This window comes from Methylorubrum rhodinum (assembly GCF_014199935.1).
GTDB classification, from domain to species: Bacteria; Pseudomonadota; Alphaproteobacteria; order Rhizobiales; family Beijerinckiaceae; genus Methylobacterium; species Methylobacterium rhodinum.
On record NZ_JACHOP010000043.1, the window covers coordinates 1 to 15,502 of the forward strand.

General features: G+C 63.6%; 14 protein-coding genes and 2 pseudogenes. 6 read left to right on the forward strand and 10 right to left on the reverse strand.

The genetic code is table 11. The features are described from left to right. Positions 1-233 precede the first annotated feature (233 nt). Positions 234-1,301, reverse strand: coding sequence for a DNA polymerase IV (dinB, locus tag HNR00_RS24835; protein ID WP_183574186.1), 1,068 nt, complete (start codon positions 1,299-1,301; stop codon positions 234-236). Between the two features lie 462 nt (positions 1,302-1,763). On the opposite strand from dinB, the gene HNR00_RS24840 reads away from it, so the two are divergent. After that, entirely contained in the window at positions 1,764-2,705 is a 942-nt protein-coding gene (locus tag HNR00_RS24840) for a plasmid recombination protein (protein ID WP_183574148.1), read from the forward strand. A 290-nt stretch (positions 2,706-2,995) separates the two neighbouring features. Continuing rightward, positions 2,996-4,648 carry a DUF3987 domain-containing protein gene (locus HNR00_RS24845; RefSeq protein ID WP_183574150.1) on the forward strand — a complete coding sequence of 551 codons (1,653 nt, stop codon included), beginning with the start codon at positions 2,996-2,998 and terminating at the stop codon, positions 4,646-4,648. Positions 4,649-4,886: 238 nt separating this feature from the next. Here the strand turns inward: HNR00_RS24845 and HNR00_RS24850 are convergent, their stop codons facing one another. The 8 genes from HNR00_RS24850 to HNR00_RS24885 all read right to left on the reverse strand — a co-directional run bounded on the left by HNR00_RS24850 (position 4,887) and on the right by HNR00_RS24885 (position 12,017). Continuing rightward, positions 4,887-5,651 (reverse strand): 3'-5' exonuclease, encoded by a 765-nt coding sequence (locus tag HNR00_RS24850; RefSeq protein WP_183574152.1) that lies wholly within the window; start codon positions 5,649-5,651, stop codon positions 4,887-4,889. A 102-nt stretch (positions 5,652-5,753) separates the two neighbouring features. Beyond that, the gene (locus tag HNR00_RS24855; RefSeq protein ID WP_183574155.1) at positions 5,754-6,083 is read right to left on the reverse strand and encodes a DUF6634 family protein; all 330 of its coding nucleotides are present in this window, start codon (positions 6,081-6,083) and stop codon (positions 5,754-5,756) included. A gap of 88 nt (positions 6,084-6,171) precedes the next feature. Next, positions 6,172-8,349: an AAA family ATPase gene (locus tag HNR00_RS25740; RefSeq protein WP_183574157.1), complete on the reverse strand. Its 2,178-nt coding sequence runs from the start codon at positions 8,347-8,349 to the stop codon at positions 6,172-6,174. Then, positions 8,346-8,582: a hypothetical protein gene (locus HNR00_RS24865; RefSeq protein ID WP_183574159.1), complete on the reverse strand. Its 237-nt coding sequence runs from the start codon at positions 8,580-8,582 to the stop codon at positions 8,346-8,348. Before HNR00_RS24865 ends, HNR00_RS25740 begins: the two co-directional genes overlap by 4 nt. Next, positions 8,582-9,160 carry a GIY-YIG nuclease family protein gene (locus HNR00_RS24870; RefSeq protein ID WP_183574161.1) on the reverse strand — a complete coding sequence of 193 codons (579 nt, stop codon included), beginning with the start codon at positions 9,158-9,160 and terminating at the stop codon, positions 8,582-8,584. The genes HNR00_RS24865 and HNR00_RS24870 overlap by 1 nt, the downstream gene beginning before the upstream one ends. A 185-nt stretch (positions 9,161-9,345) precedes the next feature. Then, on the reverse strand, positions 9,346-9,660 hold the full coding sequence (locus HNR00_RS24875; protein ID WP_183574163.1) for a hypothetical protein: 315 nt from the start codon (positions 9,658-9,660) through the stop codon (positions 9,346-9,348). A 348-nt stretch (positions 9,661-10,008) separates the two neighbouring features. Continuing rightward, positions 10,009-11,220, reverse strand: a complete 1,212-nt coding sequence (locus tag HNR00_RS24880) for a hypothetical protein (RefSeq protein WP_183574165.1) — start codon at positions 11,218-11,220, stop codon at positions 10,009-10,011. After that, on the reverse strand, positions 11,217-12,017 hold the full coding sequence (locus HNR00_RS24885) for a hypothetical protein (RefSeq protein ID WP_183574167.1): 801 nt from the start codon (positions 12,015-12,017) through the stop codon (positions 11,217-11,219). Before HNR00_RS24885 ends, HNR00_RS24880 begins: the two co-directional genes overlap by 4 nt. A gap of 163 nt (positions 12,018-12,180) precedes the next feature. On the opposite strand from HNR00_RS24885, the gene HNR00_RS26125 reads away from it, so the two are divergent. The 3 genes and pseudogenes from HNR00_RS26125 to HNR00_RS24900 all read left to right on the forward strand — a co-directional run bounded on the left by HNR00_RS26125 (position 12,181) and on the right by HNR00_RS24900 (position 14,124). Next, on the forward strand, positions 12,181-12,345 hold the full coding sequence (locus HNR00_RS26125; protein WP_376770412.1) for a helix-turn-helix domain-containing protein: 165 nt from the start codon (positions 12,181-12,183) through the stop codon (positions 12,343-12,345). A gap of 76 nt (positions 12,346-12,421) precedes the next feature. Next, positions 12,422-12,798: pseudogene (locus HNR00_RS26130) on the forward strand (LysR substrate-binding domain-containing protein); the annotation flags it as partial. 654 nt (positions 12,799-13,452) lie between these two features. After that, positions 13,453-14,124, forward strand: coding sequence for a hypothetical protein (locus HNR00_RS24900; protein WP_183574173.1), 672 nt, complete (start codon positions 13,453-13,455; stop codon positions 14,122-14,124). Between the two features lie 145 nt (positions 14,125-14,269). On the opposite strand, the gene HNR00_RS24905 is transcribed toward HNR00_RS24900, so the two are convergent. Beyond that, a complete protein-coding gene (locus HNR00_RS24905) occupies positions 14,270-15,031 on the reverse strand; it encodes an O-methyltransferase (RefSeq protein ID WP_183574175.1) in 762 nt (253 codons plus the stop codon). A 159-nt stretch (positions 15,032-15,190) separates the two neighbouring features. On the opposite strand from HNR00_RS24905, the pseudogene HNR00_RS24910 reads away from it, so the two are divergent. After that, positions 15,191-15,331: pseudogene (locus HNR00_RS24910) on the forward strand (IS630 family transposase); the annotation flags it as partial. Between the last annotated feature and the right edge of the window lie 171 nt (positions 15,332-15,502).

The following is a 15,502-nucleotide window of genomic DNA, read 5'->3' on the forward strand; positions in this document are numbered from 1 at the left end:
TGGCGATCAGCACCACAAACAAAACGCGCCATAGCCGCCTCCACCGTCCCGCAGAGACTATCAGAACAGCAGAGTTTTTCACACAGCCTCCACCCCATCCGGACCTTCGGCGGGCACAGGTCGAATGTCCGCTTGGGGTCAGGAGTTCGCCCCTGCCTTGTTCCTGAAGTCAGGTCCGCGACGGACCATACAAGCCCCGTCTCGCCGCTGGCGCGTTGAACGTCCGACCTCCGTCACAAGGAAAGATCGAGCTGCCGTGCATCGTCATCAGCGGACGGCGCCTGCAGCGACGAGAGCGCCGCACCGATCAGCCGCACGCTCCGGCGCAAGGGAAACGCCTCTCGCAGCAGGCTAAGGCTGACCCCCTCCAGCGTCGCGCGGTCGGCGAGCGCGACCGGCAGCGAGCGCGCCCGGGTGATCTGGGCAAAGTCCGAGAACTTCAGCTTCAGCGTCACGGTGCGGGCTACCACTGCCTTCGCGGTCGCCACCGCCCACACCTTGTCAATGCATGGCTGCAAACGTTCGGCCAGCACCGCATACTCGCTCGTGTCCTGCGAGAACGTTGTTTCCGCGCCGATCGATTTGCGCTCGCGGTGTGCCCGCACCAGCCGCTCGTCGATGCCCCGCGCCACTGAGTGATAGTAGTCACCCGCGCTGCCGAAGGCCGCTCGCAGTTCGTCGAGCGAGCGCGCCTTCAGGTCGGCACCGGTCTGGATGCCCAGGCGACGCATTTTCGCTTCGATCGCCGGTCCGACGCCGCGAAACTGGCCGATGGGCAGGGCCTCGACGAAGCCCGGCCCCATCGCCGGTGTGATGACGAACAGCGCGTCCGGCTTCCTGTGGTCGGAGGCAACCTTGGCCAGGAACTTGTTGTAGGATACGCCCGCTGAGGCAACGAGACCGGTTCGGGCAAGGATCGTGGCGCGGATGTCCTTCGCCACCTCGGTCGCGGTCGGCAGGCCCTTCAGGTTTTCGGTAACGTCAAGGTACGCCTCGTCGAGCGCCACTGGCTCGATGAGAGGCGTGTGCTCCTCGAACACGGCACGAATCTCGGCCGAGACGGCCTTGTAAGCGTCGAAGCGCGGGCGCACGAACACGAGGTCGGGACAGAGCCGGCGCGCGGTGGCCGACGGCATGGCCGAGCGCACGCCGAAGCGCCTTGCCTCGTAGCTCGCCGCCATCACAACACCGCGCTCGCGCGAGCCACCGACCGCGAGCGGCCGATCCCGCAAGCTCGGGTCATCACGCTGCTCGACGGAGGCGTAGAACGCGTCCATGTCGATGTGGATGATCTTGCGCATCGGCGTCGAGTTGAAACCACATCCCTTGCTGGCGACCAACGCGCTGCGCCACCTGCCTCTGAGTTTAGCGTTTGTTCCTGCCCTGGCAGGCACGGTCAAGGGACGGTAGGCCGGCATTCCCCGCATCGATCGCGATGCCCGAGCTTGTCACCGTCAGCCGAAGATGCGCCAGGAGACCACACCCGTGCATCCCTGTGAAGGGAGCCGGGGCGAGGCGGTGTTTCACGGCCGTAGGGGCCAGAACCAGAACGGACTCTGGTTATGAACGGGGGCAAACAGGGGGCAAGGTCACCGACATTCAAGCCAGCTTCTAGCCCATATCCCAGTCACATCCTAGAGACCGACTGGGATGTCGCTTCGACCCCCTCGTTTGTGTGGCCTTCCAGAGTTCGGCCGTCTTCTGCCCCAACCCCCTATGGTGGAATTCGAGTTTGTGTCGAGAATGACGCGTGGAGGTGTTTCATGTCTACGCAATCCCAGTTTCTCCACATCAGCCTGTACGGCGTCGCACCACGTAAGGGCGCCCCCGAATGGGCCACGGTCGACGGCATCACCCGGGAAGGCGCGCGTGCCGCCGGTGCCGCCCGTCACGTGCCATACCCCACTGCGCCCACGCTGCTGTTCGGCGTCTCGCCGCTCGACGTCGGCATCCTCGCAACCGAACGTGCCGCACAGGCTCGTGATACCAAAGGCCGGCGCTTGCGCCGCGATGGCGCCGTCCTGATGGCTGCCGTGCTTTCCTATCCTGTCCCTCGAACCCTCGTCGAAGATCGGAATGCTCCCGACGCGGCGGATTGCTACGGCGCGTGGCGGGACGCGGCGCTGGCTTGGTGCCGGAGCCGGTTCGGCGACACGCTTCTCAGTGTTGTCGAGCACCGGGACGAGGACTACTGCCACCTGCAGGCCTATGCGGTACCCTCGCTCACCCCGACGAATTGCTTGGACTGGGAGGCGATTCATCCGGGTCGGGCTGCGCTCAGGCGGGCCGAAGCCGAGCGGAAGGGCAAGACCGAACAGCGGGCCGACTACCTCGCGGCGATGCGCGCGTTGCAGGACGACTACCACGTACGCGTCAGCCGTGGCTTCGGCCATGCCCGCCTCGGCCCCAAGCGCACCCGCTTGCAGCGCACGCTCTACTTGGCCGAGCGGGACGCAGCTCGGCGTCGGACCGCGCTGGAGCAGACCTACGATGCAGCGCGCGCGCGGCTGCGTGAGGTGGTTGAAGCCGAGGTGCGGCAGGATTTCCTGACAGTGCTTGCGGAAGCGAAGCAGCGGCTGCGTACGCTGGCGGAGGCACGAGCGGACGATCGAGACCGGATCGCCGAACTGAGCGCCGCGTACTCCTCGCTGCAGGATGAAGTCGCGAGCCTGCGCGATGACCTCGGCAAACCCTACGGGCACTGAACGTGTCGGAACACAGCGGCCCGCCGTCCGCGCGCATCACGCAGACGGTGTGCTGCGGAACCGGCAATCCGCCCGACCCCGAGATGGCTTTCAACTGCGAGGTTCCCGCCGCGGATGGCCCCTCTCGGAGAAAGCGAGCGGCAAAGTTTTTTCGTGTGGGGGCAAATATCCCACAAAGTGTTGCTTGATGCACTGTATCTCCATCGGTCAAGCTCCCGACATCGGCTGATTATTCGGTGATGCATACGACGGTGTGCCTCGCCCCCACCCTCGCATGAGGCAGATGTCGCATGTCCGCACCGTTCGATTCCGATACGATCAACCCCGCGTGCCCCGTCGTCGAGACCGAAGCGGGTGTCCGCCTGACGGAGGCTACGCCGCCCGGTCATCATCTGCCGCCGATCTCATCCGTCGTTCGCCCCGTCACCCGAACCATCCTCGCGACCGTGACGCCGGAGGGTAAGGCCGGGGAGGACACGGGCCCGGACCTCGGCTTCCTCGACACCGCGATGCGGCCCGTACCATCCTTTCCCCTCGACGCGTTGCCCGCGGGTGTCCGCGACCTGATCGCCGGCATGGCCCAGGGCCAGCGTACCCACCCGGCCTTCCTCGTCACGAGCGTCCTTGCCACGCTTGCGGCCGCCGTCGGTACGAGCGCCCATCTCCAGATCAATGCAGAGTGGCGCGAGCCCAGCGCCATGTGGGCGCTGCTGGTTGGTGCTTCCGGCAGCGGAAAATCAGTATCTATGCGTCAGACCGTCAACGTGCTCACCGAGATCGGCCTCGGTGCGCTCCGCCAGACTGTCCCCGATCCCAACCGGGAAGCCGTGGCACAGATGGTCCGGGCCGAGCAGCTGCGCCGGACGCGGCGCAAGATCCGGGAGGGCCTCGATCAAGACGAGGTCGACTTCTCCTCCTATCGCCTGCCGGAAGCGGCCGCGCCGCCGCCAGGGCTCATCACCTGCACCAGCACGACGCTGTCGGGCATCCTCGATAAGCTGCAGGCGCAGCCCCGTGGCCTGCTGCTCGCCCAGGCCGACGTGATCGGCCTCCTGCGCGGCGCTACCCTGCGCTCGGACGAAGGGCGAGCCGCGCTCTTGCAGGGCTACGACGGCGACCCTTACGTGCGCGAGCGGGCTAACGGTGCGCAGATCCTGCCGGCGTTGCTGCTCAGCCTGTGCGGAGGCGTGCAGCCGGACAAGCTCAAGCATGTCGTGGGCCATGAGGATGACGGGCTGTTCGCGCGCAGTCTCATCACGTACCCGCAGATCGTGCGTGACACCGATCTGCCCTCGCGCAGCGCGCCCGCGACGAAGCGGTTCGAGGGGGTGCTGCGCCAGGCTTACGCGCTACCGGCATCCCCCAGTGCCTTCGGGGGACATCCGGTCCTTATCACCGAGCACGCATGGCGGGCCGTCGGACCGGCTTCACGGCGCTGGGCGGCGGAGGCCAGCGAGACGACCGGCATGCTGGCTTCGACCTACAACCGGGCGACGACCCAGGCGCTACGGCTCGCCTTCGTGCTGGCGATCCTCGACCATGCGCTCGCGGACAAGGCCGGCCTCCCGCCCTCGGTCGGCGATGCGTACGTGCGCTCGGCAATCCGCCTGCTGGACGAGAATTACCTACCGAGCGCGGAGCGGGCGCTCGACGCGGCCCAGGCCCGGCCGGATCCGGATGCGGATCTGCGCGCCATCGCAATCTTCATCGCGCGCGCGGTCGAGGGCTTCGACTTCAACGTGCGGGAACTGCGCGAAGCGCGGCGCGCGCCCTGCTATCGCGACCGTGCAGCTTGGGAGAAGGCGGTCGATCGGCTCCTGCGGCTTGGTTGCATCGCAGAGGCGCCCCGACGCAACCGCACGGGTCGGACGCGAGCGGATTACCAAGCCCATCCTGCCTTCCTCTCCGCTGCGCGGAAGGCATGGTCGGCAGCATCGGCATGACTGCCGGTGGATCCTAGGTCGACGCTCGATGGGTTTCGGACGTTTTGCGCGTTTTGCGCGTTCCGCGTCGACCACGTGGGCACGTAGGCTACTTCCCCCTCAATCCTAAGGCAGCATAGCCGGTTCTATGTCTGCCGATGCGCCGGCCCGTGGCGATATCTGCATTCGACAGCATGTTGCAGGACTCCTTCTTGGCGTCCGGAAGTATCACCGGCCGGGGCGGCGTGAGCGTTCGCAATCAGGCGGCGTGGGACGGTGTCGGCGCTTCAACCGGGAAAGCTGTGATCGCATCGCGGTCCGTGGCCCCCGTCCGCGCCCGGAAGGCGTCGAGGTCGGCAATGCTGCGATTGTATCCGACGGGGGACAGCTTCCCGCGCAAGTGCTCATAGGCGAGGAAAATTCTGTAAGTCGCGATCAGGTCGGCCTGACAGTAAGCCGCGACGTCTTGCAGGCGCCCCTGGGCAACGAGCTCGGCGACGCCGCCGCCATCGAGTCCTTCAGGCTTCCCCTGCAGGCCCATCGCACGGCACAGTGCGTCGAGGCCAATCCGGCCCCGGGCGTCATGGTTCGCCAGGACATCGCACAGGTCGAGCCCGGCCTCATCGTAGCGCCTGTAATACGGCCGGGCTGTCAAACCGGGCGCGGCGATGCCGTGAACGAGGGAGCGGTAGCGGATCACCGGCAAGTCAAAACCGTGGCCGTTGAAGCTTACGAGTTGCGGTCGCAACTGATCGAGTCGCGCGGCGAAGTCGATGATGAGCTGGGCTTCGGAACGCTCGCCGATGTGCGGCGCACCCAATGCCCGCACCTGCCACGCCTCGTCCATGCGCTCAGCGATTAACGCGCCGATGCATACGATGGCGTGATAGATCAGCTTTGGAAAACCGCCGCCGAGTTTGGCGCGTGCGCCGTCCGTGTCGTCGGGATCGAGGCCGTGCACCCGCGCCACAGCTGCGAGATCGGGCACCGTTTCCAGATCGAATACCAATACGGTCTCAGGCACGGACATGCTCCAGAGGCTTTGATAAAAGGTAAGGGAAGATCTACGGGGTGCCCGATTCGAACGTCTGCACATCCGGTTTCGGGTCTGTCCAAGAGGGGACGTTCAGGACTTGCCGCAGGTGCTGGGTGCCATGAGCCGGTACAGCCGGCTCACTGTTCTCGCCCATCCTGCGGTCTCGTCGAGCACCAGAAGCCTCGAGGTGACGACGCGACGAGATCCAGGCAGCTGCGGATGACTCTCGACCCAACCGACCAGGGCCGGCTCGAGGATCGGCACCTGCGTGCGGTGCCATGCATTCAGCACGGGCGCGCCGGCAAGCTCGGCAGGGTTGGGCGGCGTGCCGGCGATGAGCCGGTCGAAAGCCATCAGCGCGCTCTCCAGGCGCTCGGCCTCTCCAAGGGATAGGTGTCGCTCCAGTTCGGCGTGGCTCATATCCAACTCCTCTCTCGCGTTGGGATGACATCTCGAATCGGGATTGGCGTCAGACTGCTCCCGTCGATCGCTGGCGGCTGATCTCGGCTCACCGGGCCGTGGTGAGACTGGATCGATCGGGGAGGACCAATCCGATGTGCCGTGGAGCAGCGGGCCGACAGCCAGCTCGGACGCGGAGGCGGGGGCGGTGCCTAGCTGCGATTTCCGCAACCTCGTCGCCGGTGAGGACGCGGTGGGTGAGAAGAGCCTCGACCAGCGCCAGGATCGCGGAGTGGTCGGCGCGCACGAGGGCCTCGGCCATGCTCTGCAGGCGGCGAAGGTCCGCCTCGACCACTTGGGCCAGTGCCGCGTCCTCACGCAGCAGTACCGCGGCGTGTTCCTGGCTGACGACCGCCCTCAGCGTGTCGCCGAGCCCGAGGCTCGCGTGAACTGCGGCCAGCAGGCGGGTTGCCTCGCGCAGATCCTCGCTTGCCCCGGCCGTAGCGCCGCTGCCAAGCACCGCGTCCGCGGCACGCCCGCCCAGCAGACCGATCACGCGGCGCTCAAGTGCGGCGCGGTCCGGCATCGGATCGGACAGGCGCAGCACCGTTGCCCCACAATGGTTCGGTCCCTCCCTCGTCGTAACCTGCACGACAGTGATGCCGAGACGGTGGGCGAGCAGGGCATGTCCTGCTTCATGGAGGGCGACGGCCCGCAGCTGGGCGGGTGAGCGCGCGTCGGCAGGGGCAATCTCCGCGAGCAGATCGTGGGGTTGCATCGGCCTGCCGGCCGCCTGAGCCCGGTTCCGTGCGGCGCGCACGCATCCGGCCAGCACCGCACCGGTCATGCCGTGCGACAGGCGTGCGGCGGAGGTCAGGTCGGCCTCGGCGAGGTCGTCGCCGAGATGAACGCGCAGGATGCCGAGGCGCCCGGCCTCGTCGGGGGCTGCGATGAGGAACTGTCGGTCGAAGCGCCCGGGCCGCAGCAGCGCCGCATCGATCCTGTCGATATGGTTGGTCGCACCGATCAAGACGACGCCCGCCTTGCGCAAGGTCTCGAAGCGGATGAGACAGTACGAAATGATAGTACCCCACCACGCGGCGTTGCGATCGTCCAATCGAGAGCGGCTCGGCAGTGCATCAAGCTCATCGAAAAAGCCGATGGCGCAGCCATCTTGCTTGGCTGAATATTCGAGTCGATCGCAGAGCTGTGCGATCTGCTTGATGATGCTATCGAGATAGCCCGGGCTCTCGGCGAACCACCGACCAACGCTTGTCTCGACGCAAACCACGCCTGAGGCCTGGGCGAGCGCTCTCGCCAGCGTCGTCTTGCCGGTGCCTGGCGGCCCGAACAGCACGACCCCTTCCAATGCGGATGCCGGCATCTCACGCCGGCGCACCTGGGCGATTGCGGCCACAGTGCGGATTGCCCAGGCATGAGCCCCGCCGTAACCAGTCAGCTGATCAAGGGGGGTGACCGCCTCGCCCTCCGCCGTGCCAACCCGGGCCTGGCTCGCCCGGCGGATCCGATTCAGGCAAGCGGCAGGAGTCGAACCGGACCTCAGGGCTGCCGCCACGTCGGACAGGTCGAGACCTGCGAGATTGTCCGGTGCCAGCACCGTCCGCGTCCGGCGCCCGCACCACATGCGCACGGCCAATCCGACCTGCGCCGCATTGAGCGGCGGCACGGTGATGACGTGATCGGCGGCAGCGGACAGCAGCGGCGCGACCCAGGTCGGGTCCGGGGTGATCGCAACCACAGGGCGACCGCGGGCAACGAGGTTTGCCGCCTCTGTGTCGGGATCGGTGCTGATTGAGACGCGCGGTTGCCTAGTCAACAACAGGCACGCCGCCCGATGTCCGCTGGCGCGCCGGATCGCCTCGTCGACCGGCTTCACCCACGCCGCGCTCGGCACGTTGATCAGTACGACGATAGATTCGGATTGGTGCAGAGCGCGACGAACGCGTGAGGACAGCGGAGCGTCGAGGGCAATCTCGACCAGCAGCTCAATTGGCTGACCAAGGCCGTCGAACTGGCGCACGCCGCGCCAGTTCTGCCAGCCGGAGCGGCCGCCGGAAGCATCGGTGGTACCAGCCGAACCGTCACCGGGCTCACCGAGGTCGAGCAGGTCCGAGATCGCCGGATCGGAATCGAACTCAGTCTCGACGGCAACCTCGCGCCCGCTGCCAGCCTGGTTCGTGTTAGGCCGGTTGCTCACGTCCACGTCGCCGGAGCGCGTCGGGACGGCGTCCGCCGGGGCGGATCGCGTGTTCTCGTCGGTGCTCACGACCTGTTCTCCTCGTTCGGGATGAGCGGGATCTCAATGAGAAGGACGGGACCGGCGCAGCTGTCGCGGGGCCCGATGATGAAGCCGGCATCGACGGCAAGGTGCAGGTTCCGGATGTCGGCGGCGTCGACCTGCAGGTCGCCGAGCATCGGGATGCGCGCCATCGCTGCGGTCGCGATGACGGAAGGGTCTGCGGGGACCGTTTCCATCGCCGTAATCGTGTTGCCGGCCATCACGCCGCCTCCGCCAGCAGGGCGGCGACCTGCTGGGCGAGCCGGCTCTGGCCCGGCTGCAGCACGCGCAGCCCGGCGGCATGGAGCAGGTTCAGACCGAGCAGAACGGCGAGGTCGAGCGACTTGCGGTCCGCCTCGCCGAGGGGAAAGCCTGCCAGTGGGCCGCAACCCTTATGGAAGTCGAGCCGGGGCTCGGCCTGCACGATCTGGGAGATTTGCTCCTGAAGATAGACAGTAGCGCCCTTATGAAAGATGGGAGAGACAAGGACGTAGACTTCCTCGACGAAGTCGAGCTGCGGGTCCGCCTTGTGATCTCCGAGCCGCGTCCAGAGCTTGACGCCCTCGCCGACCCTGGCCCGGGTGCGGCTATTGCTACGGCCGACGAGGATGTAGACACCGCCGTAGCGGCGCTCGGCGAGCCATGCCTGGACACGGGGCAGGTCGGCCCAGTCGGCGGCGATTACCTGCAGGTCGGTAAGGCTGTCACCTGCGACCCGGAGGCTGGTGCCGGGAACGGGGAAGCCGATGGCGATCGCGAGACGGAAGAGGTGAAGGAGCCGGGCGAGCAGGAAAGGCATGGGGGATCTCCCGCACCGCCGCGGATGCGCGGCCGGTGCGATCACGTAGACGGACAGGGTGAGAGCGACGCGCGGCGTCGGGTTGCGCGCGTTATCCGGCCTCGGCCGGGCGCATCGTGGCGCAGGCCGGACGAAGCACGGATGACGTGCTGCGGACTGTCAGAAGCCGCTGGATGATCGGGGGATCAGTGACGCGCGGGAGGATTGCGCCAGACGCGGCAGGAGGCGTCGAAGGCGGAGACGAGGTCGATGCCGAGAAGACCAGCGTCGACGAGGGCGAGCACGGCCGAGATCGGCTGGGGGTGTGCAGGGATGGCGTCGGCGAGATCACCGAGGCTGGATCCGCCCGTCCCGTTCAAGGCCGCTAGCAGGGCGATCTGCACATAGGGCGTGATCAGCGGGTGCGAGACGGTGTCCGGAAGAAGGGACGCCGATCCGGTCGGCATGGTCAGGATGGTGTTGCACGCGGACACGGGTCCGCCGTAAATGGCCTTAGCCATATGCTGTCTCCTGCTAGCACAGTGAGACGCTGATGGTCAGGTCGCTGGCGCGGCGGGAACCGCGCCGGCGGCCGCCCTCCGGGAAAAGGGCGAACACCGTACCTTACACCTACGTCGAGCGGATATCTTATCTGCTCTGCCACACTATCTGGTGCGCGCGTCCATAAAGGCAAGATCCAATCGACCTAAGCGGTGTCCGACTGGTTCTTAACCTTAATGTTATGTGTCTCTCGTAATGCCCTGCCAAAATCGATCGCAAAACCTTCGGAGCCACAATGACAGGCGGATCGGAGACGGCAGCGTATGATATTGCGCCACATCCAGGGGCAATTCCGCTGATCCTAATGCTTATAATGGTATCCAGTCACCGCCGCCGAAGAGGTCGACCACAAATCTATGGTCAACGTCAAACCTTCTGTTTGAAAAGTCTCCGGAAAGACGCACATTGCCCCTAAGTACGCCGTCAAGGTGCATCATGTTTTTGTATAGCTTCAACAAGTGAACCCGGTCATCGGCTTGGTAGCCTTCATTCAAGAACCACCTTTTCTCGTTGACATACTCATCCTTGCTGTTTTCTAGCAATGGCACCACTGCATCAGCGATCTCCCGAGGCGCATCTGATTTGAAAAAATATGCGTAGGACATCCATTCCACATGCTCGAAATTATTGTCTGCTTCTGCCTTTTGTAGCGCCTTATAAAATGGATCAAAGATATGATAGGGCTTCTCGTAGGCGAAATTAACCTCCGGCCAATTGTTCTCCCGGTAAAATATATACAGACCGTAAGGAAAAAGGGCTGCGAACTCATTGCTGCGGACTAGATCGGCTTCGATCTTTTTGTAAGACCGCGATTCGAGTTTGTGCATAAGGAACGCGAAATACAGGCCTTGCGCCCGCTTGATTGACAGCGCTCTGTTAGCGACGAGGCATGAGATCACCCGGTTAAACCGGCGCAGGTCAGTTTTTGTAGCAAATTTCCTAATCCACTCTAGACCTAGTGCACGTAATTTTTGATAGACGAGATGAGGTGGTTTTATAAAGCGCGCTGCATGTTCGATTGCCTGAGCGAACCGATTTATCCAATATAGCGAGTAGACAGGTTCTTCAAAAAACACGTCTGTAAACTGATTTGCGATATCCCTGGCGACCCATTCTTGCTGTTCACGTTTGAACACGCCGGTGCGAGCGTCATTCAACGCACCTCTCAGGGTAAGAAGCACGTCATGATGATTGTGCGCCGGGTGTTTAATTGAAATATCGCTCGCTTCAGAATCCCCGCCAATCACATGGCAGGCGCCCTCGACCCAGTAGGGAATAGGAGCTGGATCGCCGACCTTGTAAGAGCGCAAGGCCTCTTCGCGGGGGATGTTGAACTCAATATGGTACTGGCCTTCATTGACGAAAGTAAGGAAGTCTGTAATCGCCAGCTCCACATCCATTTCCGGGACGTAGACAGCGTTGCTGCGGGCGGTTTTCATGACCGGCAGGCCGATGCAATCAGCTGCCGGGGTCAGCTTGATGGCACCAATAAGCCGATGGACTTTTTGCTCTTCGGTCATAGCTGTATGCCGGCCTTTTTATAGATCCGGTCAACGCAATCAGACACTCGGGCATAATATCCGTGTAGGGAGCTGGGCAATATCCTGTACGTTTCGAGGTTCGGCGTGAGACTTTTTAGGTGAGCCCATAGCTCCTTTTCCCGTTCGTATTCCTCCGGCATCACAATCCCAACCAAGTGCTCCTGCAGCAGCGTTATGTCTTCCTCTACCGATACCTCTATTGCAGCTGCACGATCATCCATTTGGTGAGATGCATTCTCCAGCGCGAGCTTTGAAACCGCCAGGATTTCCTGATGACGAGGCAGTAGATCGTGTTCCCGCTTGATTTCCTCGTGCCCGCTGGGTCTCCGCTCGAAGTACTGTGTCGGTGTACGGTAAACCAGGGATATGAGGCGCCCGATGTTCCGTTGATCGCCAGATATGTCAAAGCGATTGATTTTAAACATTGTGATGTATGTGGGGAATCTTTTGTTTGCAAACGCGCCGCTGTCGAAAGGGAAGATGCGCTTGATTTTAGGAGGCTTTGGGAAGCGCATAACAAATGCCATGGGCAACTCCCAGTCTCCTGGGTTTGTAATATCGTCCCGCTTATATGCTGGTCGCCCAACGAAGAAATAGCAGAGGTTTTCGCCTGTAAAAACATTGCAGGGGAAGGCGATTATCTTTCCTGCGTTAACGAAATCCCAGATGCGCCCGGCACTTGCGGAATGCACCCAAGGCGGCTCCTTTGCGACTTCGAGGTTGCTGGCCTCAAGGAATTCTTTCAGGGTCGGAGGCTGCGGAATTTTCAGAACCATGCCCCACCTACTTGACGTGCAGCCAGGCCTCAATCAGGCTTTGCCGCCTCTAATCAATTTCAACCCGGCCATTGCCGGTGGCAAGTCCGGCGGCGTCGTTGCACGATCTAGATCCACGAACCGCGCATGACAGCGCGGGTGGTACTGGTTCCCCTTGGTGTTCGTGAAGGCGAGCGACCTGGGCTCTCTGACGGCCGCGGCCAAGGCCCTTGGCCTATCCCCGCAGATGGCCGGTAAGCATGTTAGGGCCTTGGAGGATCGGCTCGGCACGCCGCTGATGCATCGCTCGACCCGGCGGCAGAGCCTCAACGATGCCGGACGGCTTTAATACGAGCGTTGCCGCCGCGTGCTGGCCGAGGTCGAGGCGGCGGAGTCGGTGATCGAGGAGCTCAGCGCCGCGCGGCCGTTTGCGCGTCAGTGCGCCCGTGGACTTCGGCGCGACTCGGCTCGCGCCGGTGCTGACCGCGTTCATGGCACACCACGAAGCGATCGAGATCGAGCTGATGCTCACGGACCTTTACGTCGATCCGGTGGACGAGGGCTACGATGTAGTGCTGCGGCTAGCCGCGAACTCGCCTCTCATGAACAGGTCGTCTGCGCGTCGCCGACCTATCTCGCCGAGCACGGAGCTCCCGCGACACCCGAAGACCTCGCCGGACACGCCTGCCTCGGCTTCGTCAGCGCCCCCGGCCGCCCTATGCAGTCTGGCGGTTCACGAAGGACGGCGCCGACCACACCGTCCGGGTCCGCAGCCGCTTCCAGATCTGGGCTATTGCGGTGAGGCAGGATAGTGGTACACGAGGGAGCCGAGTCGCAGAGGTAATACGAGCATCATCAAAGACTTAGCGAGGCTCTTGGCGCTGGCTGAGTATCCTGGCGCCCCAGCCAACTTTTAGCCCAAGTCATTCAAGTCATTCAGCTTCTCGTCCGGCCGTCCTGCGGAGCGAGCCGGTTGCTACATGTCGCTGCTACACAAGCCCGCCCGCGAGGGCGGCGAACGAGAGCGGTGGCAGCCCTCTTCAACGTCATCCTGCGCGAGGCGACCTACCACTTCCGGCGCGGTATGCCGGCCGATCTGCATGGGTCCCTGCGCGTCGCGAACCCGTGCGCAGCCTGGCAAGGTCCGATCCGCGTACTGCCAAGCTGCGTGCAGGTCGGTTGTACGTCGCTCCCGAGAAACCCTTCTCGGCCCTGCGCACGACGCCGCTTCTCACCCAAGCGCATCTCGCCCAGATGGAACGGAACTTCTAAGCACAACTCCTCGACAGCGAGAACCCGTTTGTGTTCGATTCCGCGGTGTGATGATACGTTCGACTACCATTCTGCAAGGGATGCGCGCCCTTGCTTGAGGTCTCGTGCCCCCTGTGACACAACGGCCCGTGCGCGCCCGACATGGCACGCTGCTTAATTCGAACGCTCTGATGGGGAAGTTGTTATGAAGCTTACAAAGTTCGTGACGGCTGACGGAAGGTTCGATTACGCGAGATATCAGAATATTCAGGAAGAAGGCAATAAGCGTAAAATAAACATGGTTTGGGTCAATAAAGACCTTGTCAAATATCTCTCAGAGCTGCTTAAAAGCAACATAGGCGACGTGAAAAACGGCCTTTGTCACGGCACGCGGCGCGGAAAAGAGCAGGAATGGTTCCGCGATAATCTTGGTGCAGACGTAATTGGCACCGAAATCAGCAGCACAGCCACCGACTTTCCGAATACCATCCAGTGGGACTTCCACGAGACAAAGCCTGAATGGCTAGGCGTAACCGATTTCATTTATTCAAATTCATGGGATCATTCTTACGATCCCGAAAAGATGTTCACGTCATGGATGAGTTGCCTGCGACCCGGCGGGTGGATCATCCTCGAATACACCCGCCAGCACTGGCCGGACCATAGCGGCGAACTTGACCCGTTCGGCATCTCGATCGATGAACTGACCTATCTTCTGACGCGGCTCGGCGGCGGCGAGTTTTACGTACGCGCAATCGTCAGCACGTTCCCCTTCGAGCCGCCGAAGCATCTTAAGACAGCGAGCATCGTCATCGTCGAGCGAGCGCAGCGCAAACTGCAGGGCGTGGCGTCGCAGACGATCACTGCCGAATCCTGAACCAAGCATGCTCGCGGCATCTCCTTTCCGAGATGTCGCGATGCGCGGCCCGACCTGTTCGTCGGCGCGAAAGCGCCTTGCATCCACGCCCGCGACGACCGCCCGCGAGACCGAGACCATACGCGATCGGGTCTCCGTGTTGAGACTAGCGAGCGTCCTTGCCGTACTTCATCTTCGCTCGATCAAGCTCGGCGTTCGATAGGCCAGGACGCCGGACGAAGAAGCTGATGTCCTCGGCTTCGTAGATGACACGACCGAACTGCTCCGCCGGATGGTAGTGGGGGCGGCACCGGTAGTCGTGGAAGGCGACGACGGTGTCGGAGCGGGTGCTCCTCAGGGCCGCAATCAGGCAGGCGATCCGGAAGCGGCCATCGACCAGGCAGAAATCGAAGTCCTGCGGCTGGTGCTCCGCGATGGCGTTAAAGTAGCGCCCGTGCTGTTCCGAGCCGAGGCCGCCGGTCGGGTAGCCCCACTCTCGGGTCGGGCCGATATCGACACGGAGCAGGGTGCGCTCGTACGCGGATGGGCTGAGCGCGTTGCGGGCCTTGTCGACCCACTCCGGATCGCTGTCGATGGCGACGACCCGGCCTTTGACGAGTTCGGCAGCGGCATAGGTGCTGCCGCCGATGCCGAACTCGAAGTATGACCCGGCCCTGCTGGCAAAAGAACGGAACGCGGCCTTTTCCGCCTCACTCATCCGAAGTTGCATGCTGGCTTCCGGCATCTCGTGGGAGCGCAGGAAGGCCGCAGACCTCGCGCAGAGACAAGCCCTGGCTTCCTGCGCCCGGACAGGGGTCGCCCCGGTCTCGAGGCCGTACCCCACGTCGAGCAGCACGAAGCGCCCGTCTGCACGAACTGGGACGACGGGCATGGGCGGCTCGAAGGTGGTGGGGCTGGCGGGCTGCATCGGATCGGCTATGGGCGCCGCGCAGCGCTCACGGTTGTGAGTGCAGAGAGCCGCGAAGTCGGGAATGGCCGATGCCTGCTTAGTGGTCTGAGTTGGAAGTGCGGTTGCGGTTTTGGGTCAGGACCCGCAGGTGTCAGCGATGTCTGCACGGAGGTGCCGATGGCTCGCGGCCCCAAACCAGCCGACCTTCGCTTGAGCGCGGCTGAACGCAGCAACCTGCAAGGGCTCATGCGCCGCCGCAATGTCGGTCAGGTGCTCGCCCAGCGGGCTCGCATCGTGCTCGCCTGTGCCGAGCCGGGTTTGTAGATCGGCCCCGTTCGGGCGCACTTCGTCAGGTCGAGGACGCCGCTGATCCGCCCCCATGGGAGTGGTCCGCCCTGAGAGCCTGTTTGAGGTCCTCCACCGTCCGTCCCCATCTGTCTCGTGTCACGAACACGCAATCCGTCTGGCAGGACGGAGGAGAGAGCAGAT